The sequence below is a fragment of the Sphingopyxis sp. DBS4 genome (assembly GCF_024628865.1).
In the GTDB taxonomy this organism is placed as follows: domain Bacteria; phylum Pseudomonadota; class Alphaproteobacteria; order Sphingomonadales; family Sphingomonadaceae; genus Sphingopyxis.
Map to the genome: position 1 here is coordinate 3,856,741 of NZ_CP102384.1, position 26,208 is coordinate 3,882,948.

The 26,208-nt window shown below is 63.1% G+C and carries 24 protein-coding genes; 15 read left to right on the top strand and 9 right to left on the bottom strand.

Annotated features, from left to right (window positions below):
* Positions 1-51 precede the first annotated feature (51 nt).
* From NP825_RS18610 to copC, 8 genes are all read right to left on the bottom strand, one after another.
* A complete protein-coding gene (locus NP825_RS18610) occupies positions 52-1,329 on the bottom strand; it encodes a hypothetical protein (RefSeq protein ID WP_037553287.1) in 1,278 nt (425 codons plus the stop codon).
* Positions 1,330-1,514: 185 nt separating this feature from the next.
* Positions 1,515-2,108: a cytochrome c gene (locus NP825_RS18615; RefSeq protein WP_223181176.1), complete on the bottom strand. Its 594-nt coding sequence runs from the start codon at positions 2,106-2,108 to the stop codon at positions 1,515-1,517.
* A 264-nt stretch (positions 2,109-2,372) separates the two neighbouring features.
* Positions 2,373-2,849 carry a DUF4440 domain-containing protein gene (locus NP825_RS18620; RefSeq protein ID WP_037553291.1) on the bottom strand — a complete coding sequence of 159 codons (477 nt, stop codon included), beginning with the start codon at positions 2,847-2,849 and terminating at the stop codon, positions 2,373-2,375.
* Between the two features lie 52 nt (positions 2,850-2,901).
* The gene (locus NP825_RS18625; protein WP_037553293.1) at positions 2,902-5,223 is read right to left on the bottom strand and encodes a heavy metal translocating P-type ATPase; all 2,322 of its coding nucleotides are present in this window, start codon (positions 5,221-5,223) and stop codon (positions 2,902-2,904) included.
* Between the two features lie 166 nt (positions 5,224-5,389).
* The gene (locus tag NP825_RS18630; RefSeq protein WP_003046415.1) at positions 5,390-6,067 is read right to left on the bottom strand and encodes a class I SAM-dependent methyltransferase; all 678 of its coding nucleotides are present in this window, start codon (positions 6,065-6,067) and stop codon (positions 5,390-5,392) included.
* Positions 6,068-6,204: 137 nt separating this feature from the next.
* Positions 6,205-6,894, bottom strand: a complete 690-nt coding sequence (locus NP825_RS18635) for an AraC family transcriptional regulator (protein WP_003046411.1) — start codon at positions 6,892-6,894, stop codon at positions 6,205-6,207.
* 32 nt (positions 6,895-6,926) lie between these two features.
* The gene (copD, locus tag NP825_RS18640) at positions 6,927-7,895 is read right to left on the bottom strand and encodes a copper homeostasis membrane protein CopD (RefSeq protein WP_003046408.1); all 969 of its coding nucleotides are present in this window, start codon (positions 7,893-7,895) and stop codon (positions 6,927-6,929) included.
* A gap of 6 nt (positions 7,896-7,901) precedes the next feature.
* Positions 7,902-8,285 (bottom strand): copper homeostasis periplasmic binding protein CopC, encoded by a 384-nt coding sequence (copC, locus tag NP825_RS18645; protein ID WP_011542702.1) that lies wholly within the window; start codon positions 8,283-8,285, stop codon positions 7,902-7,904.
* A 143-nt stretch (positions 8,286-8,428) separates the two neighbouring features.
* Between copC and NP825_RS18650 the strand changes: the two genes are divergently transcribed.
* The 10 genes from NP825_RS18650 (at position 8,429) to NP825_RS18695 (ending at position 16,974) form a co-directional block, all read left to right on the top strand.
* Positions 8,429-8,695: a hypothetical protein gene (locus tag NP825_RS18650; RefSeq protein ID WP_003046403.1), complete on the top strand. Its 267-nt coding sequence runs from the start codon at positions 8,429-8,431 to the stop codon at positions 8,693-8,695.
* Between the two features lie 2 nt (positions 8,696-8,697).
* Positions 8,698-9,135 (top strand): periplasmic heavy metal sensor, encoded by a 438-nt coding sequence (locus NP825_RS18655; RefSeq protein ID WP_003046401.1) that lies wholly within the window; start codon positions 8,698-8,700, stop codon positions 9,133-9,135.
* The gene (locus NP825_RS18660; RefSeq protein ID WP_003046398.1) at positions 9,132-9,716 is read left to right on the top strand and encodes an RNA polymerase sigma factor; all 585 of its coding nucleotides are present in this window, start codon (positions 9,132-9,134) and stop codon (positions 9,714-9,716) included. Before NP825_RS18655 ends, NP825_RS18660 begins: the two co-directional genes overlap by 4 nt.
* Before the next feature lie 119 nt (positions 9,717-9,835).
* Positions 9,836-11,671: a copper resistance system multicopper oxidase gene (locus NP825_RS18665; protein WP_374046507.1), complete on the top strand. Its 1,836-nt coding sequence runs from the start codon at positions 9,836-9,838 to the stop codon at positions 11,669-11,671.
* Positions 11,668-12,879 carry a copper resistance protein B gene (locus NP825_RS18670; protein ID WP_003046391.1) on the top strand — a complete coding sequence of 404 codons (1,212 nt, stop codon included), beginning with the start codon at positions 11,668-11,670 and terminating at the stop codon, positions 12,877-12,879. Before NP825_RS18665 ends, NP825_RS18670 begins: the two co-directional genes overlap by 4 nt.
* Before the next feature lie 92 nt (positions 12,880-12,971).
* Complete coding sequence (locus NP825_RS18675) at positions 12,972-13,361, top strand: DUF305 domain-containing protein (RefSeq protein WP_223181178.1); 390 nt, start codon at positions 12,972-12,974, stop codon at positions 13,359-13,361.
* Between the two features lie 58 nt (positions 13,362-13,419).
* Positions 13,420-13,887: a DUF411 domain-containing protein gene (locus NP825_RS18680; protein ID WP_223181175.1), complete on the top strand. Its 468-nt coding sequence runs from the start codon at positions 13,420-13,422 to the stop codon at positions 13,885-13,887.
* 26 nt (positions 13,888-13,913) lie between these two features.
* On the top strand, positions 13,914-14,261 hold the full coding sequence (locus tag NP825_RS18685; protein WP_003046382.1) for a hypothetical protein: 348 nt from the start codon (positions 13,914-13,916) through the stop codon (positions 14,259-14,261).
* The gene (locus tag NP825_RS18690; protein WP_058806627.1) at positions 14,233-14,427 is read left to right on the top strand and encodes a DUF411 domain-containing protein; all 195 of its coding nucleotides are present in this window, start codon (positions 14,233-14,235) and stop codon (positions 14,425-14,427) included. Before NP825_RS18685 ends, NP825_RS18690 begins: the two co-directional genes overlap by 29 nt.
* Positions 14,428-14,502: 75 nt before the next feature.
* Positions 14,503-16,974, top strand: a complete 2,472-nt coding sequence (locus tag NP825_RS18695; RefSeq protein ID WP_003046379.1) for a TonB-dependent siderophore receptor — start codon at positions 14,503-14,505, stop codon at positions 16,972-16,974.
* 36 nt (positions 16,975-17,010) lie between these two features.
* Here the strand turns inward: NP825_RS18695 and NP825_RS18700 are convergent, their stop codons facing one another.
* Positions 17,011-17,916, bottom strand: coding sequence for a LysR substrate-binding domain-containing protein (locus NP825_RS18700; protein WP_003046376.1), 906 nt, complete (start codon positions 17,914-17,916; stop codon positions 17,011-17,013).
* Between the two features lie 55 nt (positions 17,917-17,971).
* Between NP825_RS18700 and NP825_RS18705 the strand changes: the two genes are divergently transcribed.
* The 5 genes from NP825_RS18705 (at position 17,972) to NP825_RS18725 (ending at position 26,208) form a co-directional block, all read left to right on the top strand.
* Positions 17,972-19,042 carry an amino acid ABC transporter substrate-binding protein gene (locus NP825_RS18705; RefSeq protein ID WP_003046368.1) on the top strand — a complete coding sequence of 357 codons (1,071 nt, stop codon included), beginning with the start codon at positions 17,972-17,974 and terminating at the stop codon, positions 19,040-19,042.
* The gene (locus tag NP825_RS18710) at positions 19,039-21,231 is read left to right on the top strand and encodes an ABC transporter permease subunit (protein WP_223181174.1); all 2,193 of its coding nucleotides are present in this window, start codon (positions 19,039-19,041) and stop codon (positions 21,229-21,231) included. The genes NP825_RS18705 and NP825_RS18710 overlap by 4 nt, the downstream gene beginning before the upstream one ends.
* Positions 21,221-22,468 (top strand): cystathionine beta-lyase, encoded by a 1,248-nt coding sequence (gene metC / locus NP825_RS18715; protein ID WP_037553302.1) that lies wholly within the window; start codon positions 21,221-21,223, stop codon positions 22,466-22,468. Before NP825_RS18710 ends, metC begins: the two co-directional genes overlap by 11 nt.
* Positions 22,465-23,217: an amino acid ABC transporter ATP-binding protein gene (locus tag NP825_RS18720; protein ID WP_037553304.1), complete on the top strand. Its 753-nt coding sequence runs from the start codon at positions 22,465-22,467 to the stop codon at positions 23,215-23,217. Before metC ends, NP825_RS18720 begins: the two co-directional genes overlap by 4 nt.
* Positions 23,218-23,502: 285 nt before the next feature.
* The gene (locus NP825_RS18725; RefSeq protein ID WP_037553305.1) at positions 23,503-26,208 is read left to right on the top strand and encodes a TonB-dependent receptor domain-containing protein; all 2,706 of its coding nucleotides are present in this window, start codon (positions 23,503-23,505) and stop codon (positions 26,206-26,208) included.

Genomic DNA, 26,208 nt, shown 5'->3' on the forward strand with positions numbered 1-26,208 from the left:
CGAGGATGCAAAGACCAACTGCTTTCGGAGGCCTACGCGTCGTCGGCTGCCTCACGGCAATGGATGGGAGATCGCCTTGATCGCCTTCAGGCCCGTACCGAAGCGGGCAATGGCGACCCTGTTCTGTTCGAGCTCGGCGTAGGGCAGGTAGGAAATGTCGAGATCACCGATCCGGCTGAAAGCCGGGCGTCGGAGCTGAGCGCGGACATCGGCTTCTCGCGCATCGGGTGCAACCAGGAAAAGTGGCGTCGACAAATGAAGATTCTCGCTGCTCAGCGCGAGATCAAGCATGCGGACAATTCCGGAATAAATGGATGTCGAATGCTCCACTTCGAATGCCGCCGCGACCGTAGCCGTCGATTGCTCGAGCCATAAGATGTCGATCAGTCTTATGGCATCGCTTCCTTGAGCGGTTGCGATGGCATGCGGCAAGCTATCGAGGCATCGAGACCCGAGCGGCACACCCTCATGAAGGCGCCCCCGGTCATTTGCCGCTACCCAGACGTCATATCCAAGTGCAAGCCCGAGGTCCCGAAGCCAGGATTGGACTTCGCTATGCGTCCGGTCGGTCTCTTTCTGATTTGCAAGCCCCTTATCGAACTTGTCGGACTGTGAGCGCGTTTCATTCAGCAAGGCCATCCAATCGCGCGCATTTTCGCTCGAACCGCTGAGCGGTGGGGCTGGAAACCGTCCCGATCCGATATCGAACAGCAGCCCTCCTATCGCCCCCAAATCGTTGGAAAGAAGATCCCGGTAGCGATCGTTGAGATCCAGAATGCCCGCGCGCATCGCGAGAAAATGCTCCCAACTGCCAAGCTTCACATTCGCACCCGTTAGCGCGTTGTAGCCCTTTACGATTGCCGTATTGAACGGAGGCACAAGAGTGGGATGCAGAAAATAGAGAATGTTGGCCACCGCAGGACCCAACCCCTTGATCTTCTGTCTATCGATTGCGAGGATCCCGGCGACGACCTCCTCGGCGGTATCGCAACAGGAGCAATGGTGAAGAAGTCTGCCAAAAGCTCGTTGATTGTCGGCGTTCTCGTAGATGTCCGGGATTCGGAGTTTGGGCTTCCACAAGAAAGCATGATCCGCACCTTTGAAAATCTGTCGTTGCTCGGCGATTGAATGAACAATGATCTCCAATGACGAGCCCCGATATGCCGCTCCGAAGGTGCCGGCCTCAATTTCGGCGACGACCTGCGAGATGCCTCTTCTGATCGACCGAAAATTCTTCAGTCGCTCCTCCCACAGGAACCAGCTTTGATAGGTCGAGCCGGAATCGCCGCGCCAGCGCTCGATCAGTTCGCGAACAAGGTCGCGCTTCATGTTTATAGCCCCCGCTTGATCCATTCCGAATTGCTGTTTTCCACCTGCGGCTTGCCGGCCAAGACAGTTCGCTCGATTCGGCCCTTAGCGAAAGGCGAAACCTTCCGTCCCACCGGCAAGGTGGGCGGGAATGGAAGGTCGAAACGAGCCCGTTCACGCCCGGCGCTGCATAATTGTCGACGACCTCAGTGCCCTGCGTGTTCGCCCGCTCCGCTTGGTTTCTGACTCGCGCCTTCCGCCTCTGTCATGCCCTTCATCATCGCGTCATGGTCCATTGGCGCATTCTGCGTAATAGCCTGATATTGTGCCGGCGACAGGCCAGGGAGTTTTCGGACAAACGCGACCATATCCCAGATGAGACGATCATCATGCGTTTTCCCCCAGGCCGGCATGGCGGTCATCTTGATGCCATGCTTGATGATCCAGAATTGCTCCGCAGCCGAACGTTCCGAACCTTTGAACAAGACGGGCGCTTGCGGATACAGCCCTTGACTCATTTCGGTCTTTTCCATCCCGGGCGCGAGATGGCAGCCGCTGCACATCTCGGTATAGAGACCTGCGCCCGACGCGATCCGCGCCGGAGCCGCCAAATCTGCCGGCACCGCGATCGATCCGGATCGCGCTGCGATGGACTTCTCCCTGAATGTTTCGATGACGCTGTAAGTCAGCCGGTTATGGGGGGCATCGGCCGCTATATTATATAGGCCGAGATAGACGGTGATCGCACCCGCGCCCGCTATCAGGGCCACCGCCAGCAGCGTGAACGTCACGCTCGGCATATGCTTTCGGAAATCGAAAGTTCGAAATCGCTCCATTATCTATCTCCCGCATAACAGGCCTTGAGCTTTGCAGCCGAACGCAATGCGGCGGCTGTTCAACAGATGATACGCACCCCAACAGCTTTGCCCTTGTCACAGACGAGGCAGGCGTTTCCGTACTTGCCGCGACGAGCCATTTCAGGGTGCCCACACCCGCTCGGGCTCATGCGTCCTGCTAGGTGTGGGTTCGGAGAGATCGTGAGGACTAGCCCCTTTTTTGCCCGCTCAGCTGCCACCCGCCGGTCGCACCTTCGGCTTGCGTGAGGAGCTGTGGAGATTGAAGATCTGCCACTTTCCGTTGTCCTGTTTGAGGACACTCGTAGCGACGCCATCCCGTTCGATGGTCTCGCCGCTCGCGAGCACAATCGAGAAGCTGTAGGTCTCGGTTGCGATCGCGATATTTCCTTCGCCGCGAACCGAAATCTTGTAATTGCGGAAGGTGAAGGATTTGAATTCCTTGAGTTCGGGACCCAGGTGATGGTCGCGATAGTGGGCGAAATTCCCTTCAACGCCGCCGGATTCGAATATCTGGGCGTCTGGCGAAAAGAGGGCCTCGACGCCGGTCAGGTCCAGTTTCTCCATCGCCGATTTATACTGCGCGAGCGCTGCCGCCGCGCCCTGAAAATCCGCAGGCTCGGTCGCCTGAGCCGGGACGGCCACCAGCATGGCCAATGCGATTGCTGTAATCGTCAGTCGTCTCATATCATTTCCCCTTGTTGTGCCGACACTTCACGAGTGCCTCCCGTGGTTTCGATCAGATTCTGGCAAAGCGCAGCCGCAAAGAATTGGCAATGACGCTGACGGACGAGAGTGCCATTGCAGCGGCGGCAATGACCGGCGAGAGCAATAGTCCGAAAATCGGATAGAGCACGCCCGCAGCGACGGGAATCCCGGCGACATTATAGGCGAAAGCGAAGAAGAGATTCTGACGGATGTTCGCCATCGTCGCATGGCTGAGATGCCGCGCCCGCACGATGCCCAGAAGGTCGCCGCGCAGTAGCGTCACACCCGCGCTTTCGATGGCGACATCGGTTCCCGAGCCCATCGCGATGCCGACGTCGGCGGCGGCGAGCGCGGGGGCGTCGTTGACCCCGTCGCCGGCCATGGCGACGATCCGGCCCTCTTCGCGCAGCCGCTGCACGACCGCGCTCTTCTGGTCGGGGAGGACATCGGCCTCGACGTCGTCGATGCCGAGGCGCCGCGCGATCGCCTCGGCGGTGACGCGATTGTCGCCGGTGAGCATGATGACCTTGATTCCGGCTTCGCGCAGCGCAGCGAGCGCGTCGCCCGTCGTTTCCTTGACGGGGTCGGCGATGGCGATGACCCCGGCCGCCTTGCCATTGACCGCGATGTAAATCGCCGTCGCGCCGTCTGTGCGAAGGCGGTCGGCTGCCTCGGTGAGCGCGCCCAGATCGACGTCATATTCTTCAAGAAAGCTCGCATTGCCGAGGACTATCGCCTTGTCGTCGACGACCCCGACGATACCCTTGCCGACCGGCTGGTCGACCCCCGATGGCTCGACCAGCGCGAGGCCCCGGTCCTCGGCGGCCTTGACGATCGCGGCCGCCAATGGATGTTCGCTGCTGCGCTCGAGGCTCGCGGCAATCCGGAGCAGATCCTGCTCCTCGAAGCCGCCGGCGACTTCGATGGCGACGACCGAGGGTCTGCCTTCGGTCAGCGTCCCGGTCTTATCGACGACGAGCGTGTCGACCTTCTCCATCCGCTCAAGCGCCTCGGCATTTTTGATCAGCACGCCGGCTTCGGCGCCGCGCCCCACGCCGACCATGATTGACATTGGCGTCGCGAGGCCGAGCGCGCAGGGACAGGCGATGATGAGCACCGAGACGGCGGCGATAAGGCCATAGGCCATGGCGGGCGCGGGCCCCAGAAGCGACCAAACAACGAAAGCGACAATGGCGACGACGATGACGCCGGGCACGAACCAGCCCGAAACGGTATCGGCGAGACGCTGGATCGGCGCCCGGCTGCGCTGCGCGTCGGCGACCATTTGTACGATCCGCGCGAGCATCGTGTCGCGCCCGACCTTCTCGCTGCGCATGAGCAGGCCGCCCGTCTGGTTGATCGTTCCGCCGATCAGCGCCGCGCCGGCCGCCTTGGTCACCGGCATCGATTCGCCCGTGACCATCGATTCGTCGACCGTGCCGCGGCCTTCTACGACGATGCCATCGACGGGGACTTTTTCGCCCGGACGGATGCGCAGCATGTCGCCGACCGCGACTTCCTCGAGCGCTACCTCCTCGTCGCTTCCATCGCTGCGGACGCGCCGGGCGAGCTTCGGTGTCAGGTCAAGGAGCGCGCGGATCGCGCCGCTCGTCGTCTCGCGGGCCCTGAGTTCGAGCACCTGCCCGAGTAGCACCAGCACCGTGATGACCGCGGCGGCCTCGAAATAGACCGCGACCGAGCCATCGGCGGCGCGGAAGGCTGCCGGGAAGATTTGCGGGAGAATCGCCGCGATCATGCTGTAGCCCCAGGCAACGCCCGTCCCCATCGCAATGAGGGTGAACATGTTGAGGCTCTTGTTGCGGATCGAGAGCCAGGCGCGCTCGAAGAAGGGCCAGCCCGCCCATAGAACGACGGGGGTCGCGAGCAGCATCTGGACCCAGTTGTTCGTCTGGCGGCCGACATATTGGTGGAGGCCTGTCAGATGGCCGCCCATTTCGAGCGCAACCACCGGGAGTGCGAGAAGGAGCCCGATCCAGAAGCGCCGCCGCATATCGCGATATTCTTCGCTGGGGCCGCCCGATGCTGTCGGCATGACGGGCTCGAGTGCCATGCCGCAGATCGGGCAGCTTCCGGGGCCGGCGCGCTGGATCTCGGGATGCATCGGGCAGGTCCAGATGGCGCCTTCGGGTGCATCGGCTGCGGCCGGCTCGCGTTTTGCGGCATAAAGATCGGGATCGGCCTCGAATTTGGCGAGGCAGCCTGCGCTGCAGAAATAGTGATGCTTGCCGCTATGCGTCGCGATATGAGGTGTGGTGGCCGGATCGACCATCATGCCGCAGACCGGATCAGTCGTGCTCCCGCTGCCTTTTTCTGCGCCCTGATGATCGTGCATCGCCGCCGCTCCCGTATGTGTCGGATGCCCGCCTCGCGGCGGGGCGGTCCAAACGCCACCGGTCGAGTTCGCCGTTGGCGTCGTTCCTGGCGGTTCCAGAATGGAGCCGCTTCTATCGATACGCAAGAAGAGCGGTTATCCCTTGGATTTTCTTTGCCCCGTGCCGTCAGGTCCCGGGCTTTCGGGCCTCGATGATCCCGATCGCACCGGTTGGCGTGCGGAACGTCTCAAGCTCGCGAACATCGCAAAAGCCTGCCTCTCTCATCAGCACCGGGAGCAATCCATCGGCGTTGGGCTGGGTGTCCTGGACGCCGTCGAGCTGCTGGATCGTGAGGCGGAACAACAACCGCATGAGGCGGCTGCGCTGTTCCCCATAGTCGGCAACATAGAGTTTGCCGCCCGGCGCGAGCACCTGCCGGGCCTCGCGTAGCAGACGTGCCTTTTCCTCAAGCCCGACCTGATGAAGGACGAGGCAGATCGCAATCTTGGCAGGCGGGGGCCAGTCATCGATCGCCGAAGCCGCGAAAAAGCCAACTCGAAACTCCGGCGGTGGAACAATCTGCGCGGTCTTCGTTCGGGCAATTCGCGTCGCTGCCTCGTCGGGGTCGAAACCAAGATAGCGGACGTCCCGGCTATGGCGAGCGATCGCCAGCGCAAGATTTCCCGTACCCGAGCCGATATCGAGAATGACGTCACCCTCGCCGAGCGCCATATGGCGAACGAGACGGTCGCGCCACACGCGCTCGCGCGTTGTCACCGCGACGCCGAAATCATAAAAGGGCGTCAGGAAGTGATATCCTGCCGCTGGCGTGTAGGATCTTGCTACGGGTTTCGGGTCGGGCATGGCCGTCTCCTTTCGACGCTTTGGCTTGCCGCCGGATTGCGGCCGCAATCGCCGGTCTCGACGAGACGCTTAAGGGCAAACAGGCGCGGCAGTCTTGAATGTTTCGCCGGGGCGACGCGGTGCGAGGCGCATCCGGCTCAGGGCACGATTTCGAACGCGAAGGCACTAAGGCCGGCCGAAGGCGTCACGCCTAGCCATTGAGCGCAGCGGCGCGTGAAGTGCGACTGATCGGCGAAGCCTCCCGCCGCCGCGGCGTCGGCAAGACCTCCGCCGCCGACCAGCGTCCGCACGGCGCGTTGAAGCTGGAGCCATTGCAGCAATTTGGCCGGAGGCACGCCGAAGTCGCGGCTGACGATTTCGCGGAGGCGCGAGGGCGAAAGGCAGGCGACGTCGGCCAAGGCGCGCGCGGTCGACAAATCGTCAGGGGCCGCGAGCACTTCGGACAGGCGGGCATCCACCGGACGCGCCTGCGAGCGGTCGAGATAGTCGGACGCCCAGCGCTTCGCGTCCGCGCCGCTTGCGATGTCACCTAGTCCGGCTGTCTCTATCGGCGTCAACAGGACAGGCGCCGATCCGGCGGACAGCCGGGTGCCGGCACGAAAAAGCGGGTCGAGATAAAATGACCGCACGAGGGCGCCCGGCGGCCCGAGGCGGTGCCGGACATGCGACGCTATCGCAATGGCGTGTCCGGCGGGAACTATCAGGTCGGCATCACCGGAAATTTCGAGGTCGCGTTCGATGGCGAGGCTGATCTGGTGCGCCACATGGTTATGGGGACGGCTGCTCCCGATGCGCGCGTCAATGAGCGCCCAGCCGGTCCCGAGCATGATCGAACCCGACCAAGAGGCGGTGCTTGGGGTCAAACCGGATCGGCGGTGACGAAGGGTTCGAGCGTACCGAACCAGGCAACCAGCGCGAGTATGGCGAGCGCGGCCGACGCTTCGATGATGAGGCTTCTGCGCATGGCTGCAATCGCGAGGTCGGGGTCGGCGTCGACATTGTCGGTATCGGTCCCCGGGACGGCGGCCGCGAGCGCCGGGGTCAGCCGCCAGCGGTTCGCCGCCGCGAGCGCCAGCATCAGTCCGAACAGCGCAAGCTTGGCGAGAAGCAATTGTCCATAGGGCGAGCCGAGGGAACGGCCGAGATTCTCGGCGCCGACGATCATCTGGCTGTTGACGAGGCCGGTGGCGGCGATGACGAGGACGCAGATCGTACCGACGCGCGAGAATTGATCGAGGCTCCGCGCCGCAATTTGGAGTCCGCCCGGCCATTCGCGGACACGACGTGGTGAGATCAGGATCAGGAAGGCGCCGATCGCGCCGATCCAGACCGCCGCTGCAATCAGGTGCAAGATGTCGCTGATCCGGTGCACGGTGCCTGCGGCGCCTTCGGTCGCGCCGGCGTGGCCGGACCAGACCAGACTCGCGACGGCCACCGAGCCCGCGGCCGCGAGTACGGCGGCCGAAGTTGTCGGCCAGCGGACCATCCAGATCGCGACTCCCAGCGCGAGCAGCAGCGCTGCGCTCCGGTAGACCCAGGCTGTGCCGACCTCGGTCTCGCGAACAAGGTCCCAAAAAGGCTGGAGTTCCAGGGAGAGGAGCCCCACACCCTGCATCGAAGCCGCGAGCACGCCCATCCCCAAGATGGAGAGAAGCAGTCCGGCGGCGCAGAGCCATCGCTCTGCGCGCCAGATCGAGGCCATCATCGACTGCGGCGCAAGGCGTTCGCTCCGTGTCAGCGCAAAAAGCGGGAACGCAGCAAGGCCGGCGATGAGCATCAGGTCCGCATAAAGTGCGAACCTGATGCCGATCAGAACGGGGTCCCCCACCGTCTTTTACTTTACGGTGAAGCTGAATTCGCTGCCCATGCGGTGGGTATCAGCGCCCGCCGCCGACCATGTGACCTTGTAGGTTCCGGCTGTCAGCGGCCGCTTGAGCATCAGCATCGCCGACTTGCCCTCTTTGCCCATCATCGACGAGTAAGGCACCTTCATCGGGGCATGATTGGCCATGCCGGGCATGCCGGTCATGACCAGCTCGGTCTTGAGGGTCGAGGCGACGATCTTTTCGTTGAACTGAAGATTGACCGACGTGACCTTCGAAACGGTCGAATTGGCGGCGGGCGTCGAGCTGACGAGCTTGGTGTGCGCGCTTGCCGTGGCCGGCATGAGAAGCAGAGCGAAAGCCGCCGCTGCAGAGGGGAGAAGAGACTTGAACATGAACACCTCCAAATGCGTGTCTGTCCTGCTAATACGCAGGATATCGGCATGGCCCTCAAATATTCCGGAATAATATTCTGGTGTGAGGGGTGAGGCGCTTCGGCGCGTATGTACAATGATGGAAAGGTTTGAAGAGACGATCGATGGATAAGGAGCTTCGCATTTTGAACAGGATCGATCTGCCCGCAGCGCTCGATGCGCTCGATGATCGCATCATGGGCGCATTGGCGATCCGCCGGCGCGAAGCGGTAGCGATGCGCCGCCTGATGGCGCTCGCGGCCTTTGTCTCGCTCGGCGGCGGTGTCTTTGCGGGGAGTGCGATTTCCCAGCCGGCGGTCGCGGCAAGCCCCCTGACCCCATTCGGCCCGCCTAGCGCATTGGTGCCTTCCACCTTGCTGGATGTACAGTAGCGATGCCGTCGCGCCGTCTTCTTCTCTTGGGGCTCATTGCCTTCGCCGCGGCGATTGCCGGCGTGTTCATCGGCCGTCTGGTAGCCGATGCGCCCAAAGCCAGCGAAACCGAACTTCATGCGCTTCTCCACGGCCAACTCGACCTGACCCCGGAGCAGGAAAAGAAACTCGAGCGGATCGAAGCCGACTTCGCCGGTCGCCGCCAGGCGCTCGAACTCGAGATGCGCGCCGCCAATGTCCGGCTCGCGCAGGCGATCGAAGCCGAGCATGGCTATGGACCGCGCGTCACCGAGGCGATCGACGAGACGCATGAGGTGATGGGGACATTGCAGAAGGAAACGCTCCAGCATCTCTTCGCGATGCGCGGGGTTCTCAACCCCGATCAAGCGGAAATGTTCGACAAAAGCGTGGTCAAGGCGCTGACCGCCGATGCGCGGTGAGCGCCGACCTATCGCAATGTAGCGACCAGGATCTGGCGGCCTTTGCGCGCGCGCACCGCGAAGACGCCTATCGCGAGTTGCTGCGCCGTTACAAAACGGGCGTCTACCGGCTCATCGTAAAGCAGATCGGCGATGCCGACGAGGCGATGGATTTGACGCAGGAGACGTTCGTCTCCGGCTTTTCGGCGCTCGATCGCTATGATGGCGAACGCCCCTTCCGCACATGGATCGCCCGTATCGCGCTCAACAAATGTCGCGACTGGGCACGACGGCGAAAGGTGCGCGCCTTTTTCTCCCGCGCGCTCCCGCTCGAAAATGCGCATCACGTAGCAAGCGATGGTCCTGGGCCCGATTCCGCGGCGACCGACAGGCGAGAGCTCGCCAGGGTTCGCGGGGCGATCGATCAGCTGCCGCAGAATTTGCGCGAAGTGTTGCTCCTCCGCGGTGTCGACGAGGTCAGCCAGGCCGAAACAGCGGTCATTTTGCGGGTCAGCGAGAAAACAGTCGAAACGCGCCTCTATCGAGCGCGGACCAGGCTCCGGGAATTGCTCGCGGGAACATCTGCGAGCGCCGAGGGTTGAGGGTTCGACCGCTCGTTCAGGCGGCATCTCCTCATCGTCCGGCATTTTTATTGAGGGGCAGGCGTGCCGCCTGCGTATAGCTTTAGGAACAGTCAGTAACGGTCGGAAAGAATATGCAGATGGAAAGGCGTCGGTTCGTCAGTGGAGCTTTGGGTGGAGGGGCTGCTGCGGCGATGGCCGCATGGTTCCCGGCCTGGGCCCAGCCGGTGTCGTCCGGCATCACCGCGCCGCTTCCGACCGTATCCGGCAATGACATAACGCTGCGCATCGCGCGCCAGACGATGCGCATCGACGGCAAGGTCAGTCGCGCGATCGGGATCAACGGCACCGTGCCCGCGCCGCTCGTCCGGCTGAAGGAGGGACAAAACGCGCGCCTCACCGTCGTCAACGATCTCGACGAGGACAGCTCGATTCACTGGCACGGCCTGATCCTGCCGTTCCAGATGGACGGCGTGCCCGGCGTCAGCTTCCCCGGGATCAAGCCGCGCTCGAAGTTTGTCTATGAATTCCCGGTCGTTCAATCGGGGACCTATTGGTATCACAGCCATTCGGGGCTTCAGGAACAGCTCGGCCATTATGGCCCGATCGTCATCGATCCCGCGGGCGCCGACCCGATCGGCTACGACCGCGAGCATGTCGTCGTCCTGTCCGACCACAGTCAATTGTCGCCCGAGGCGATCTTCCGCAAGCTCAAGGTCAATCCCGGCCATTTCAACATGCAGCGCCAGACGCTGGCGGGCCTGCTTGCCGGCAAGGATCAACCGCTCAAGGAGCGGATCGATTGGGGCAAGATGCGGATGGACCCGACCGACGTCGCCGACGTCAATGGTTCGACCTACACCTTCCTCGTCAACGGCCATGGTCCGCGCGACAACTGGACCGCGCTCTTCAGCCCCGGCGAGCGGGTACGCCTGCGCATCGTCAATGCGTCGGCGATGACGATCTTCAACGTCCGTATCCCGGGCCTCAGGATGACCGTCGTCCAGGCTGATGGGCTCAATGTCGTGCCGACCGAAATCGACGAGTTCCAGATCGCGGTCGCCGAAACCTATGACGTCATCGTGACCCCGGTCGAGGACCGTGCTTATACGCTCGTTGCCGAGGCCAATGACCGCTCGGGCATGGGACGCGCGACGCTCGCACCGCGCGCTGGCATGGTCGCCGAGGTGCCGCCGCTCCGCGAACGGCCGCTCGCGACCATGAAGGACATGGGCATGGGCGACATGTCGGGCGGCGCGATGGCGGGTATGGACCATTCGGGCGGCGATATGGGCGCCATGCCCATGCCGGCGAGCGACCCTTCTTGTCCTCCCGAACATGCCAAGATGGGCCATTGTACGCCAGCGGGGGAAAGCGGCGCGATGGCGGGCATGGATCATGGATCTGGCGGAGGCATGCAGCACAGCATGCGCGACTTCAGTGTCGCGCCGCAGGTCAAGCGCGATCCCAGCGTTCAGACGATCTCGCCGATGCCGATGGATCGCATGGGCGAGCCGGGGCAGGGACTGGAGAATGTCGGGCACAAGGTGCTGACCTACCATGACCTTGTCGCGCTCGAGCGCAACCCCGATACCCGCGCCGCCTCGCGCTCGCTCGACATCCATCTGACCGGCAATATGGAACGCTTCATGTGGTCGTTCGACGGCATCAAGATGTCCGACTATCACGAGCCCATCCCCTTCATCGAGGGAGAGCGCGTGCGGATCAACCTCATCAACGATTCGATGATGAGCCACCCCATCCACCTCCACGGCCATTTTTTCGAACTGGTGACGGGCAAGGGCGACCGGTCGCCGCGCAAGCATACGGTGCTTGTCCAGCCGGGCGGCATCGCGAGCTTCGATTTCACCGCCGACGCGCTCGGCGACTGGGCGTTCCATTGCCACCTTCTCTATCACATGCACGCGGGGATGATGCGCGTCGTCAGCGTCCGTCCGAAGGGAGACGGCGAATGACCCGGGTCGCGCTTCTCCTCGCGGGTATCGCCCCGCTGGCCTTTGCTGTGCCCGCCGCGGCGCAGTCGATGGATCATTCGATGCATGGTGCGGCGCCCGCGCCGACACCCGCTCCCTCGCCAACGCCAGCACCCGTAGCGCAGTCCGCGCCCGAAGCGCCCGCCGAAGGGTCGATGGAGCAGATGGACCATGGGAACATGCAGGGCATGGACATGGAACCCGAGGCTTCAAGCTGCCCGCCCGAACATGCGGCGATGGGTCATTGTACGCCTGAGGCGGAAGCTCCAGGCAAGGGCGCTTCGGACATGGGTGCGATGGATCATGGCGCACCGCAGCCGTCCGATCCCGATTGCCCGCCCGAACATGCCAAAATGGGCCATTGCACCCCGAAGGGCGGATCTGCGGACGCGATGGCGGGAATGGAAGGCATGGCGACCACGAGCAGCGCTAGCGGCACCGATTTGCCGCCGGGCGATGCTACCGCGCCTGCGCCTCCCGGCGACTGGTATGCCGATCGCATTTATCCCCAAGCCGAAATGGAGCATTCGCGCCACGACATGATGAAAGAGAATGGTGCGCAGACCATCGCTTTCATCAGCTTCAACCTTGCCGAATATCAGGCGCGCAAGGGCCGCGACGGGTTCCGCTGGGACGGTGAGGCTTGGTACGGCGGCGACATTAACCGGCTGACGATCAAGAGCGAAGGCGAGGGCGTGTTCGGCGAAGGCATCGAGAGCGCCGAGGTACAGGCGCTCTACAGCCGGGCGATCGGACCCTATTTCAACGCGCAGGCGGGTATCAGGCAGGATCTTGGGCCCGGCCCCGACCGCACCTATGCGACGATCGGCTTCGAGGGGCTCGCCCCCTATTGGTTCGAAGTCGAGGGCGCGCTGTTTCTTTCGAACAAGGGTGATCTGCTCGCCCGGCTCGAAGGCTATTACGACCAGCGCATCACCCAGAAACTGATCCTCCAGCCGATGGCGGAGGTCAATTTTGCGCTCCAGGATGTCCCCGAGACCGGCGTTGGTTCGGGGCTTTCGGATTTCGAGCTCGGGCTTCGCCTGCGTTACGAGGTCGTGAAGGAATTCGCGCCTTATGTCGGCGTCGAATGGGCGCGCAAGGTCGGCGATACCGCGCGTTTTGCCCGCGCCGCGGGCGAGGATGCGAGCGGCGTCAGCTTCGTGATGGGGGTGCGGGCCTGGTTCTAGAAGTTTCGCGGGGTGGCGACACGTCGAGGAGAAATGCCGTGAAACCAGCCTATCGCAGCCTCGCGCTGCAGACGATCGTCAGCGGCGTCATCATGTATCTGGTGATGTTCGTCATGATCGACCGCCTCTCGAGCTTCTACAATAATCTCAACATGCTCTACATGACGCTGATGATGGTCTCGCCGATGGTCGTGCTGATGATCGTCGCAATGCCGGGCATGTTCCCGTCGAAACGTCTCAATACGTTCCTGCTGCTGGGATCGGCAGTTGCCTTCTTCGGGAGCTTCGGGCTCATCCGGACACAGACGACGATCGGCGACACGGCCTTCTTGCGTTCGATGATCCCGCATCACTCGGGCGCGATCCTCATGTGTGAACAGGCTTCTCTCAAAGATGCCGAGATACGCGAACTCTGCCGCGGCATCATCGCGGGGCAGGCGGCCGAAATCGAACAGATGAAATCCATTCTCGCGAGGAAATGACATGAAAAATCTGATGACGCGCCGTCATCTTTTCGGCCTGATTGCGGTCGGATCGGGGATGGCGCTTGCGGCATGCAATTCTGCCTCGGGCCCGGCGGCGACCAGCGATAAGAATGGCGCGGCGCCCGCGCCGGGCGCCGAGACGTCCAGCCCCAAGCGAATGCTCGTTTATCGCGATCCCGAATGCGGCTGCTGCGAAGCTTGGGCGGATATCGCACGCAAGGCCGGTTATGATGTGACTGTCGAGAACCGCGCTGACATGGCCGCCGTAAAGACGCGATATGGTGTGCCTGGCCAGCTGGCGTCGTGCCACACGGCCGTGATCGGCGGCTATGCGATCGAGGGTCATGTGCCGATGCGGCATGTTGCGAGACTCCTCCACGACAAGCCACGCGACATTCGCGGAATCGCCGTGCCCGGCATGCCGCGCGGTTCTCCGGGAATGGAAATGCCGGACGGAAGCGCGGACGCATTCGAAGTGATGGCATTCGGCAGCGACGGCAAGGTTTCTGAATTCCGCGCATGACCTGCCGACACGAAGAGGAGACAGATATGACGAGATTCATTCCCCTAGCGAGCGCCGCCGCGCTGATATTTGCTCTGGCAGGATGCGGCACTGAGCCCGCGCAGCAGAGCGACGTCACACCGGAACAGAGTGAGGTCACTGCCGGTGAGCCGCCCGCAATGGTCGAGACCATGCCCGTAGCGGACGAGCCGCCCGCCGCGTCTGCCCCGGCGGCGCCGACCGAAGAAGCGATGCCTCCGGAGAAATCCCGCCCCAAGCAAGAACCCGCCGCGAAGGCCGCTGTGCCGCCGCGGGCAAAGGCCGCGCCGGAAGCGCCGAAACCTGTCGAACCCGAACCCGATCCTCATGCCGGGCACGATATGGACAAAAAATAAGGAGCATGTGCCGACGCGGCATGTCGCCCGGGCGGTCGAGGACAAGCTGCGCGAAGTGTCCGGCATCGCCGCGCCCGGCATGCCGCGCGGTCGGGCGCTGCTCGATGCCGCAGCGAGAGATATAACCATATGGAATAACCATCTCGTTTATAGCGATGAGTGGTGATTATTTCTGGTCATGCCAAGGCCGCGAAGATAGCTCGGTGGCGAAGCCGAGAGCTTTCGCAAATGGGAGGGGACCATGAGAAAATTGCTTCGCACGAGTGGCTCGATTATCGCCGTCCTGGCAGGCATGTCGGCCGCCGCCGCCTTCGCGCAGGATAACGCCAAAGAGGCGCCGGGGCCAGGCGCGTCGCAGGGCGAAATCGTCGTGACGGGTACGCGGCGGAACGATCTCAAGGCGGCCGATTCCGCTCAGCCGATCGACATCATCACCGGTGCCGAACTGCTCGAAAAGGGCACGGCCGACATGAATGATCTCCTGCGCACCGAGGTCCCGTCGCTCAATGTCCAGCGCCTCGTCAGCAACGACGGCGCCGTTTTTACCCGGCCTTTCTCGCTGCGCGGCCTGCCGCCGGACCAGACGCTGGTGCTCGTGAATGGCAAGCGGCGCCATCGCGGCGCGACGGTCCAGTTCACCAATGTTCCCTATATCCGGGGATCGCAGGGACCCGATCTTTCGGCGATCCCGTCGATCGCGATCGGCCAGCTCGAGGTTCTGCGTGACGGCGCGTCGGCGCTCTATGGATCGGATGCGATCGCCGGCGTCCTCAATTTCGGTCTGCGCCGCGACCGCGAAGGCGGATTGCTGATCGCCCGCTATGGCCAATTCTATAAGGGCGACGGCGAGGATTTCCTCGTCCAGGGCAATGTCGGGCTTCCCTTCACCGACGCCGGTTTCGTCAACATCAGCGGCGAATATGTGAACGCCAGCACGACGTCGCGCGGCATTCAGCGTCCCGACGCGCAGGCGCTCATCGATGCCGGCGTTCAGGATGTCCCGGTCCCGGCGCAGCGCTGGGGAAATCCCGAATCCGAGGCGGCGCGCATCTTCGTCAATGCCGGCATCGAACTGTCGGACGAGATGGAATTCTACACCTTCGGCAACTATAGCTGGAGCCGCGGCACGACGGCCTTCTTTTACCGCAACCCCGATGCCAGCTTCATTTCCACCTCGATTCCGCTCACCAATACGCCCGGAGGACAGCGGTTCAGCTTCCGCCAGCTCTTTCCCGGCGGTTTCACCCCGGATTTCGGTGCCACGGTGACCGATGCGGCGCTGGCGGCCGGCCTCAAGGGCGAATTCTCCTCGGGCCTGACCTATGACCTCAGCGCTTCCTATGGTCAGAACCATGCTTCCTACCGGATCGAAAATACGGTCAATCCGTCGCTTGGCCTCGCGTCGCCGACCTCCTTCAAGCCGGGGCAGCTCGAGCAGCGCGAACTCGCTTTCAATCTCGATCTCACTTACCCCATCGCGATCGGCACCTCCGATCCGCTGACGCTTGCAGGCGGTCTCGAGTATCGGCGCGAGACATATGAGATCACGGCCGGCGACATCGCATCATGGCAGGTTGGTCCTTTCGCGTCGGTCATCGATCCCGATACCGGAAACCGCGTCGGACTGCCGGTCGGCTCGAACGGCTTCCCGGGCTTCAGTCCCATCCAGGCGGGCGAGTTCGCGCGCAGCAACTGGGCCGCCTATACGTCGCTCGAAGGCAATCTCACCGACGCGCTCCAGTTCGGCCTTGCCGGCCGCTACGAGAATTACTCGGACTTCGGCTCGAAATTCACCTGGAAGATCAACGGGCGATATGATTTCTCGGACGTCTTCGCGGTGCGCGGATCGGTCAACACCGGCTTTCGGGCGCCGACGCCGGGCCAGTCGAACGCCTCGCAGGTCCAGACCAACATCGACTCGATAACCGGGGCGCCGCTGACCGCAGGCATTATCGCGCCCAACAATCCGGTGGCGCAATTCTTCGGCGCGACGCCGCTTCGGCCCGAGAATTCGTTCAACGTCGCCGGCGGCATCGTGGTGAAGCCCTCCAATCGCATCACCTTCACGCTCGACTATTTCAACATCAAGGTCGAAGACCGGATCGCCGTATCGGGCAATTTCAATCTCACCCCGGCGCAGCGTGCGCAGCTCGCGGCGCTTGGCATTCCCGGTGGGGATTCCTTCCAGCAGGTGAGCTTCTTCACCAATTCCTTCGACAGCCGCACCCAGGGCGTCGATGCGGTGCTCACCGTGGGCTTCGACCTCGGCGACGGCAAGGCCACGCTCGGCCTCAACGGCAACTATACCAAAACCGATGTCATCAAGGCCTCGCCGGTGATCACTGCGGACCGCGAGCGGCTGCTCGAACTCGAGGGCTTCGTTCCGAAGTGGAAGGGCAATGCGTCCTTCACTTATGCGGGCGAGCGCTTCGGCTTCGTCGCGCGCGCGAACTATTATGGCAAATGGACCGACTATGGCGCCGCACCGGCTGCCGACCAGACGGGCGGCGCCGAACTGCTGGTCGATCTCGAGCTGTCCTACAAGGTTAGCGACATGCTCAAGCTCGCGGTCGGCGGCGAGAATATCTTCGACAATTACCCCGACGTCGAGGCGCGGCAATCCCAGATCAACAACGGGATCCGATATCTCCGCTTCGCGCCGACGGGGTTCAACGGGGGCTTCTGGTACGTCCGCGCGACCGCCTCCTTCTGATCGGTGGCCGTGAGGGCCGTGCGGCGTCTTGTGTCTTCAGCTGGCGTCGGAGCCGAACATCGCGTCGCGGTGGGATTCGAGCACCGCGATAAAGGCCGCAGCGACTTGGGACATCGGCCTCAACTTCGGCGTGAAGAGCATATATTCGAAATGGACCTCCGGCGCGAAATCACGGACCGTAAGGCCCCGCTCGGCATAATCCGCTGCGGTCACGGGGTTGAGAATCGAACATCCGACCCCCTGCATGACAAGCGCGCAGATGGTCATCGCATATTGGGTTTCGATGACCATCTCGCGGTGGACGCCCGCGTCCTCGAAAATGCGGTCGATGCGGTGACGCACGCCGTCCTCGAGCGCGAGCGAAATGAAGGGCTCGCCCTCGAGATCGGCCGGCCGGATGACGTCCTTGACGGCCAAGCGGTGGCCGGCAGGGAGAACGCAGGCGCCGGGGCAGCGCAGGAAGCGCTCCATCCTTATGCCGGGCAATTCGCGCGCCGGCGTCGCGAGCCCGATGTCGAACTGCTGGTTCGCCATCCATTGCCGCACCGTCGAGGAACTGCGGGTCTGGAGCTGAACGGTGACGCCGGGATGTGTCTCGCGAAAGGCCGCGATCACACGCGGCAGGAAACTGACCGCGAGCGCCGGAAGGGCGGCGATCCGGAGCGTGCCGGTCGCCATGTTGCGGATGTCTTCCGCTACCCGCTTCAGGGCCGCAATGCCCGAGAAGCTCCGCTCGACTTCGTAGAAAAAGGCGTCGGCTTCGGGCGTCACGGTGAGCGCGCTGCCGCGCGAACGCAGGAAGAGCTGAAAGCCCAGCTGATGCTCGAGCTCGGCAAGCATCTTGCTCACCGCGGGTTGCGACAGGTTGAGCGACTGCGCGGCCTGGGTGACCGATCCCGAGAGCATCACGGCCCTGAAGGCTTCGAGGTGACGCAGGTTCATCGGACATCGCTCCCTATAGCTATTTCTTATGGCGCTAGCATTGAAAGCCTCGTTTATGAATAGGTCGCACGCATCGCGCCGCTGGTTACCGGCGCTGCTCGCCGCAGGCGCCCTGTTACTCGGCGGCTGCGGCCGCGAGCCCGCCGGCACCGGTGGGCATGAAATCGCCGCGGCGAAGGGATCGACGCTTGCGCGGATTCGCGCGCGCGGAACGCTCAATTGCGCAATTCATACGGGGCAGCTCGGCATGTCCTATCTCGACAAACGCGGACGCTGGCAGGGCTTCTTCGTCGATTACTGCCGGGCGCTCGCCGCTGCGGTCCTCGGCGATGCCCGCAAGGTCCGGTTCATGCCGGTCGCCTCGAACAAGCGCTTCACGATCGTGCAGACGGGCGAGGCCGACGTCCTGTCGCGGACGACGACATGGACGCTGACGCGCGACACCGACCTCGGGGTGAATTTCGTCGGCACCATGTATTATGACGGGCAGAGCTTCCTGGTGCCCCGGCGATCGGGTGTGCGGCTTCCGACGGATCTCGATGGCGCATCGATCTGCATCACCAAGGGGACGACCTCCGAACTCAACACCGCCGAATATTTCGAGCGCAAGGGGCTGCGTTTCCAGTCCGTCGTGTTCGAGAATCCCGAGGAAGCCAAGCTCGCCTTCTTTGCCGGGCGGTGCGACGCAATGACCACCGATGCCTTCACGCTGACGGTGATCCGCCTGGCCGACACCGCGCATCCCGACGATTATGTGGTGCTGCCCGAGCGGCTCACCAAAGAACCGGTCGGCCCAGTCGTGCGCAGCGACGACGAGCAATGGTACGAGATCAACAAATGGGTGCTGAACGCGCTCTTCGCTGCCGAGGAAATGGGGGTCACCCGCGCGAATGCCGCGCGCATGCGGATGGCCTCGCGCGACCCTGAAGTGCGCAAGATGCTCGGCGGCTTGCCCGGATTCGGCAAGTCGCTCGGCCTTGACGATGACTGGGCGTACCGGGCAATCGAGGCGACCGGCAATTATGGCGAAATCTTCGACCGGCACATTACGCCGCTCGGCGTCGAACGCGGACAGAATAAGCTCTATCGGGACGGCGGGCTGATCTACCCGTTGCCGATGCGATGACTCATAAACACAGGCGGCTTGCCATCGCTGCGTTACCCTGGCTGCTGATCGCGGGCGGGCTTGTGGTCGCCTACGGCCTGTTTGCGACATTGGCGGACAATCTCGCGGACCGAAACATCCGGACGGGGTTCGGTTTCCTGTTCGACCGGGCGGGTTTCGCGATTGGCGAAACGCTGATTGCTTACGCGCCGGGCGATTCCTATGCCGCGGCGCTGGCGGTGGGTCTTCTCAACACGCTCCTGATATCGGCGCTCGGCATCATCTTCTCGACCTTGCTCGGCCTCGCGGTCTGCATGGCGCGCCTGTCGTCCAACTGGCTGCTTGCGAGGCTCTCCGGCCTTTATATCGAGCTGGTTCGCAATATTCCGCTGCTGCTCCAGATGTTCGTCTGGTACGCCGCGCTGCTGTTCGGTCTGCCCGGACCCGGCCCGGGCGCCGTCGGACCGTTCGACCTCGATAATCGGGGATTGCACCTCCCCGCGCTCTCCTTGGCCGATCCGGGACGGCCGGTCTTTCTCATCGCGATCGTCGCCTGTGCGATCCTGCTGGGTGCCGTGCGGCGAGGAGCCGTTCGCACGCGCACTGCGCTGGCCTTCGCCGGCATCTCCCTGGTGCCGCTCTTGCTGTGGGGCGGGATCGATCTGCCGCGGGCGGGGCGCTTCGGAACCGTCGGCGGATTGTCGCTCTCCACGGAGTTTCTGACGCTGGTCGCCAGCCTTTCGGTCTATGCCTCGGCCTATCTGGCCGAGATATTCCGCGGCGCGATCCTCGCCGTTCCCGCAGGGCAGAGCGAGGCCGCCAAAGCGCTCGGCCTGTCGCCCGCGCAAACAATGGGACGGATCGTGATGCCGCAAGCGCTGCGCATCGCCATACCGCCGATGACGAGCTGGCATCTCAACACGATCAAGAACAGCTCCCTGGGGGTCGCGATCGGATATCCCGAATTTGTCTCGGTGGTCGATACCGTCATCAGTCAGACAGGGCAGGCGATCGAGGGCGTCGGCCTGATCGTCGCGACCTTCCTGCTGCTTTCGCTATCCTTGTCGTTCGTCACCGGCCTCTATGCCCGCCAGTTGGGCTGGAGCGTCGCCGGGCAGCCCGGCCGGAGCATCCAGTCGGCGCCCCTCGAACCCTTTCCGCTGCGCTCGGCGACCGCCTGGCCGTCGTGGATACGGCGCAATCTGTTCAGAGGAGGACGCCAGTCGATACTCACCATCGCGATCCTCGCCATGACCGCGGCTTTCGCCGGCAAGGGGCTCTCGTGGCTGCTGTTCGACGCGACCTTCGCCGGGGGCGCGGCCGATTGCCGTTTGGCCAGCGGTGCTTGCTGGCCATTCCTCCGCGAAAATGCGCGGCTGATATTGTTTGGCACCTATCCCGAAGCCGAGCAGTGGCGGTCCGCAGCAGCGGCGGCCGCGCTGCTTTCATGCCTTGCCTTCTCCTTCGTCCCGCGATTCTGGCGCAGCCGCCTCGGGCTTGTCTGGCTCGGCGCAATCGCCGTGGCGGTACTTCTGCTACGAGGAGGATTCGCGGGCCTTTCCTATGTCCCGATGGAGAAGTGGAGCGGCCTGCCGGTCACATTGCTGCTCGCGAGCCTTGCGGTGGTCGGCGCTTTTCCATTGGCTATACTCCTCGCGTTCGGCCGCAGGTCGGCGCGGCGCGGCATTCGCTGGCCGAGCGTCGCCTTCATCGAGCTGGTTCGCGGAACGCCGCTGATCGGAGTGCTCTTCCTCGCTGCGGTCCTGTTCCCGCTGTTCGTGCCCTCCTATCTCTCGATCGACAGCCTGCCGCGCGTCCAGCTCGCGCTCATATTCTTCACTGCCGCCTATATGGCCGAGGTCATCCGGGGCGGCCTGCTGGCGGTTCCCGTCGGGCAAGCCGAGGCCGCGCATGCTCTTGGCCTCACCAAATGGCAGGCGCGGCGCCATATCCTGTTGCCGCAGGCGCTGAAAGTCAGCGTGCCGGGGCTGGTCAACACTTCGATCAGCGAGGTCAAGAACACGACGCTCGTCCTCATCGTCGGCGTCTTCGATTTGTTGCAGACGACCCGCCTCTCCTACGTCGAGGCGCAATGGCGACCCTATTTCGCCGAAGCCTATCTTTTTACCGGGACAATCTTTTTCCTCCTCTGTTTCTCCCTGTCCCGGCTCAGCATGAAGATCGAACGGAAACTAAACTATGCAGGATAATCACGACAGAAAATGGCCCGGGGAGCCGGCAAGCCCGAAAGGGCACGCCTGGCAGGACCCGACGCGTGCCGTTCACGGCGGTCCCCGCCCGCGCGATCAGCGGGGCCTCATCAATCCGCCCGTCGATCGAGCCTCCACCATTATCTACGGCAGCGTCGAGGCCTATATGGACCGGCACCAGGGTCTCTACGATGAGGTCATCTATGGCCTGTACGGAACGCGAACGACCTTTGCGCTCGCCGAGGCCGTCAGCGAACTCGAAGGCGGCTGCGCCACCGTCATCACCTCGTCTGGAACCAGCGCGATCGCGCTAGCCCTCACGGCTTTCGTGGCCGGGGGCGATCATCTGCTCGTTGCGGATTGCGTCTATGGGCCGACCCGCAAGTTTCTGACCGACGTTCTCGCGCGCTTCGGGGTCGAGGTGGAATATTTCCGGCCCGATATCGGAGCGGAGATTGCCGGGCTGTGCCGCAGCAACACCCGGCTCATCTACATGGAGACCCCGGGCTCGCAGACATTCGATATGATCGACGTCCCCGCGATCACGGCGGTTGCACGCAGCCGGGGCATATTGACCGCTCTCGACAACACCTGGGCGACGCCGCTTTTCTTCAAACCGTTGGCCCATGGGGTCGACATCTCGCTTGCTTCGGCAACCAAATATCTCTCGGGGCACTCCGACTGTCTGCTCGGCACGATGACCGCCGCCAGCGATGCCGTCTACCGCCAGCTCAAGGATGCGGCGGCGCGCTGGGGCAACTGCGCGAGTCCCGACAATTGCTATCTCGTCCACCGGGGCATCAGGACGCTCGATGCCCGCCTTGAACGCCACCAGCGTACCGCGGCGACGCTGATCGAATGGTTCGCCCAGCAACCCGAAGTGGTCGCGGTCCGCTATCCGGCCCATCCTTCCGATCCCGGCCATGCGATCTGGAAGCGGGATTTCACCGGAGCGTCCGGATTGTTCGGTGTTCAGCTCGATGGTCTTACCCCTCCGGAAACCAGCGCCTTTTTCAACGAATTCTCGCTGTTCCAGCTCGGTTCGAGTTGGGGCGGCTTCGAAAGCCTCGCGGTTCCGGCGTGGCCCGCTCCGATCCGCGATTTTCCCAATGGCGAGGCAGATGGGGCGCTGATCCGTATTCACGCCGGCCTCGAAGCGCCGCAGGATCTGATCGCCGACCTCGCCGCAGCCTTCGCGCGGGTACGGGCGATACGCGGCCGGGGGCAGGCGTCATGACCGATGCCTCGGGCCACGCGGCCGTCAGCTTGCGGCAGGTCGACAAATATTATGGCGCCTATCATGCCCTCCGCTCGATCGACCTCGAAATCGCCCCGCGCGAGCGGATCGTGATTTGCGGCCCTTCAGGCTCCGGCAAATCGACGCTCATTCGCTGCATGAACAGGCTCGAGGTGCCCGACTCCGGTGCCGTCCTGATCGAGGGAACCAGGATAACCGACGCGTCGCGAGAGGCCGTTGCGGCGCTCCGCGCCATTGGCATGGTTTTTCAGCAGTTCAATCTGTTCCCGCACAAGACGGTGCTGGAGAATTGCACCCTCGCGCCCGTCCTGCTCGGCGGCTTGTCTCTTCCGGAGGCGGAGGCGCGCGCCATATCCTATTTGGACAAGGTGAGGATTGGCGACCAGGCGGGCAAATATCCGGGGCAGCTCTCGGGAGGGCAGCAACAGCGGGCCGCGATAGCCCGCGCTCTGGCGATGGAGCCCCGGATTCTTCTCTTCGACGAGCCGACATCGGCGCTCGATCCCGAGATGATCAAGGAGGTACTCGATGTGATGACGTCCCTTGCCGGCGAAGGACGGACGATGGTGTGCGTGACGCACGAAATGGGATTCGCGCGCGAGGCGGCCGATCGCATGCTTTTCATGGATCAGGGCCAGATCATCGAAGACGCAAGGCCGGCAGATTTTTTCGCCGCGCCGAAAAGCGAACGCGCACGGACCTTTCTCGAACAGATACTTTCGCATTGAGCGGCTCAAGTCGGTCGCGCCCCCAAGCTGTGCCGACCCACTTAATCATGTCATTTCATAAGCAAGCCGAGGGAGGGGCCCGCCGGCTCCTTGCGCGAAAAGGCTCAGGCCGGAAAAAATTTCAAAATTGATGAGGGGTAGAGCTTTGGGGTGCGTATCTAGTAGGTATCGTGCGCCCGGAATTTACTTCATAACCAATTGATATGATTCAATAAATTCCTATTGACCTGTATATACATTTGATGCTCTCTGAGGGGAATCAGCCAACCATCAGGGGGTTTCGCTATGATGACCAGGACAATTTTGCTCGCCAGCGCCGCAGCGGTCGCGACCTTTGCAACGCCAGCGCTCGCGCAGAGCGATGCTGCGACGCAGTCACCCGCCGCGGAGGATGCTCCGAACGGATCGGACATCGTCGTGACCGGCTCGCGCATTCGTCGCCAGGATCTCGCGGGCGTCGGCCCCGCGACCGTCGTGTCGGCCGAGCAGATCGAGAACACCGGCGTCGTCAATATCGAGACGGTGCTGCAGCGCCTTCCCGCCAACGCCGGCTTCGCAGGCAACCAGACCTCCGCCTATTGGGCGAACAATGGATATGGCACGGCGCAGGTGAACCTGCGCGGTCTCGGCATCAAGCGCACGCTTGTTCTGCTCAACGGCCGCCGCCTCGTCGCGGGCGGCACCGGCGCGAACTCCTCGCCCGATCTTAACATGATCCCGGTCGCGGCGCTCGCGCGCACCGATGTGCTCAAGGACGGCGCCTCGGCGATCTATGGCGCCGACGCGATGGCGGGCGTGGTCAACCTCGTGACCCGCACTGACTATGAAGGCCTCGGCCTCAGCGTGCGCCAAGGCATCACCGAAAAGGGCGATGGCTCGGACTTCACCGCCGACCTCCTGTGGGGCGTCCGCAACGATCGCGGCGGTTTCATGGCGGCGGTCACCTATCAGAAGACGAGCGCGGTCAATATGGCAACGCGCGCGCCTTGCTCGCTTGCCGAAACCACGCCCGGCATGCTGAGCTGCGTGAACAGCGCCTCGACGATCGGCGGCCGCGCGGTGCTGCCGAACGGCCAGCAGATCAACTTCAATCAGGTGCTGGGCGGTAACGGCAACTTCTTCGAGCCGTACAGCGCTGCCAAGCACAACTTCAACTCGAACCCGTTCCTCAACGCGGTGAGCCCGGTCGAGCGCGTGAGCACGGCGTTTTTCGCCGACTATGACATCACTGACAATATCGAGGCGTTCGGCGAATTCCTTTACACCTTCCGCAAGTCGAATCAGATCGCGACGCCCGGAACGCTGCGCAACCTCTCGATCGCGGCGAGCAATCCCACCAATCCGACGGGGCAGAATATCGTCCTCATCCAGCGCCGCCTCGCCGAGCCCGGCCCGCGCCAATTCTTCCAGGAAACCGATACCTGGCAGGGTACGTTTGGCCTCCGCGGCAAGCTCTCTAACGATTGGGGATGGGAAATCGCGGGCGCCTTCGGCCGCAACACCGCGGTCGATGGTTCGACCAACATCGCCAATCTCGAGCGAGTGGCGAATTCCCTCGATACGACCAAGTGCAGTCTTGCTGCCGGTGCCACGATCCCCTGCGCCGACTATCTCGGGTTCGGCGACCTGACCCCGGAGGTTCTCGACTATATCCTGTTCACGTCGCGCGACCGCGGCGGCAACGAGCTTGCGACGGTCACCGCCGATATCAACGGCGATCTCTTCAAGCTGCCCGCAGGCCCCGTCTCCTTCGCGGCGGGTGTCGTCTATCGCAAGGAAAAGGGTTGGCGCGATCCCGATCCGCTGACGGTGCTCGGTATTGCCAACACCAACCAGCAGGATCCGATCTCCGGAACGAGCACGGCGAAGGAAGCCTATCTCGAACTGTCGGTGCCCGTTCTGGCCGACACACCCTTCTTCCAGTCGCTTACCCTCGACGGCGCGGTTCGCTACTCGAACTACGACCTGTTCGGCAGCGACTGGAACTACAAGGGGAGCGTCGACTGGGTCATCAATGACAGCTTCCGCCTGCGCGGCACCTACGGCACCGGCTTTCGCATTCCGAACGTCCCCGAATTGTTCGGCGGCGTCTCCGAGGGCAATCTGACGACCACCGACCCCTGCTCGCGCTATTCGACCAGCGGCAATGCGACACTGATCGCCAATTGTCAGGCGTCGGGCGTGCCGGCCAATTATGTTCAGCTCGGTACAACGATCCTGACAACGGTCGGCGGCAACGAGAATCTGAAACCCGAAAGCTCGACGACCTGGACCGTCGGGACGGTGATTTCACCGAAGGGACTGGTTCCGGGACTCTCGCTCACTGCCGACTGGTTCGACATCAAGATCAAGGATGCGATCCGTGCTATTCCGGGCTCGACAAAGCTCAGCATTTGTTATGCGAGCCAGAATCTTTCGCATCCCTTCTGCGAAGATTTTACCCGCAGCCCGTTGACCGGCGAGGTTACCTTCCTCTCCGCGCAACCGATCAACACGGGCCGCGAAGAAATGAACGGCCTCGATCTGGGTCTCGTTTACAACAATGACATCGGCAGCGTGAACGTCTCGCTCGACGTCAACGTGACCTATCTCAACAAATATGTGGTCCTGCCTTTCCCCGGCGGCGCGCCGATCGACTTCGACGGCTTTATCGGCGGCGGCAATGGCGGCTATCCGAAATGGCGCGGCTATGGCGTGCTGACCGCTGAAAAGGACGGGGTCAGCGCGACCTGGTCGACCCAGTGGATCGGCAAGGCGACCGACTTCAATGCGGCCCCCGGCGACATCGGCTACAGCACGCCGAATGTCTTCTACCACAATCTCCAGGTCGCTTTCGAAATCGACGAGAAGACCCGGTTCCAGGTCGGTGTCGACAATCTTTTCGATCGCAAGGCGCCCTATATCCAGAGCTTCACCGATGCGAACACCGACACGATGACCTATGACCTGCTCGGACGGCGTTTCTACGTCGGCTTCCGCACCGCGTTCTGA

Excerpts from the sequence above, each read along its gene's own strand:
- NP825_RS18615 (WP_223181176.1), bottom strand. The coding sequence starts at position 2,108 with ATGCCGAGCGTGACGTTCACGCTGCTGGCGGTGGCCCTGATAGCGGGC.
- NP825_RS18720 (WP_037553304.1), top strand. The coding sequence starts at position 22,465 with ATGACCGATGCCTCGGGCCACGCGGCCGTCAGCTTGCGGCAGGTCGAC.
- NP825_RS18630 (WP_003046415.1), bottom strand. The coding sequence starts at position 6,067 with ATGCCCGACCCGAAACCCGTAGCAAGATCCTACACGCCAGCGGCAGGA.
- NP825_RS18690 (WP_058806627.1), top strand. The coding sequence starts at position 14,233 with ATGCCGGGCACGATATGGACAAAAAATAAGGAGCATGTGCCGACGCGG.
- NP825_RS18625 (WP_037553293.1), bottom strand. The coding sequence starts at position 5,223 with ATGCACGATCATCAGGGCGCAGAAAAAGGCAGCGGGAGCACGACTGAT.
- NP825_RS18725 (WP_037553305.1), top strand. The coding sequence starts at position 23,503 with ATGATGACCAGGACAATTTTGCTCGCCAGCGCCGCAGCGGTCGCGACC.
- NP825_RS18610 (WP_037553287.1), bottom strand. The coding sequence starts at position 1,329 with ATGAAGCGCGACCTTGTTCGCGAACTGATCGAGCGCTGGCGCGGCGAT.
- NP825_RS18670 (WP_003046391.1), top strand. The coding sequence starts at position 11,668 with ATGACCCGGGTCGCGCTTCTCCTCGCGGGTATCGCCCCGCTGGCCTTT.
- NP825_RS18705 (WP_003046368.1), top strand. The coding sequence starts at position 17,972 with ATGAATAGGTCGCACGCATCGCGCCGCTGGTTACCGGCGCTGCTCGCC.
- NP825_RS18665 (WP_374046507.1), top strand. The coding sequence starts at position 9,836 with ATGGAAAGGCGTCGGTTCGTCAGTGGAGCTTTGGGTGGAGGGGCTGCT.
- NP825_RS18620 (WP_037553291.1), bottom strand. The coding sequence starts at position 2,849 with ATGAGACGACTGACGATTACAGCAATCGCATTGGCCATGCTGGTGGCC.
- NP825_RS18710 (WP_223181174.1), top strand. The coding sequence starts at position 19,039 with ATGACTCATAAACACAGGCGGCTTGCCATCGCTGCGTTACCCTGGCTG.
- NP825_RS18695 (WP_003046379.1), top strand. The coding sequence starts at position 14,503 with ATGAGAAAATTGCTTCGCACGAGTGGCTCGATTATCGCCGTCCTGGCA.
- copC (WP_011542702.1), bottom strand. The coding sequence starts at position 8,285 with ATGTTCAAGTCTCTTCTCCCCTCTGCAGCGGCGGCTTTCGCTCTGCTT.
- NP825_RS18700 (WP_003046376.1), bottom strand. The coding sequence starts at position 17,916 with ATGAACCTGCGTCACCTCGAAGCCTTCAGGGCCGTGATGCTCTCGGGA.
- NP825_RS18635 (WP_003046411.1), bottom strand. The coding sequence starts at position 6,894 with ATGCTCGGGACCGGCTGGGCGCTCATTGACGCGCGCATCGGGAGCAGC.
- NP825_RS18675 (WP_223181178.1), top strand. The coding sequence starts at position 12,972 with ATGTATCTGGTGATGTTCGTCATGATCGACCGCCTCTCGAGCTTCTAC.
- NP825_RS18685 (WP_003046382.1), top strand. The coding sequence starts at position 13,914 with ATGACGAGATTCATTCCCCTAGCGAGCGCCGCCGCGCTGATATTTGCT.
- NP825_RS18680 (WP_223181175.1), top strand. The coding sequence starts at position 13,420 with ATGGCGCTTGCGGCATGCAATTCTGCCTCGGGCCCGGCGGCGACCAGC.
- NP825_RS18655 (WP_003046401.1), top strand. The coding sequence starts at position 8,698 with ATGCCGTCGCGCCGTCTTCTTCTCTTGGGGCTCATTGCCTTCGCCGCG.
- NP825_RS18650 (WP_003046403.1), top strand. The coding sequence starts at position 8,429 with ATGGATAAGGAGCTTCGCATTTTGAACAGGATCGATCTGCCCGCAGCG.
- metC (WP_037553302.1), top strand. The coding sequence starts at position 21,221 with ATGCAGGATAATCACGACAGAAAATGGCCCGGGGAGCCGGCAAGCCCG.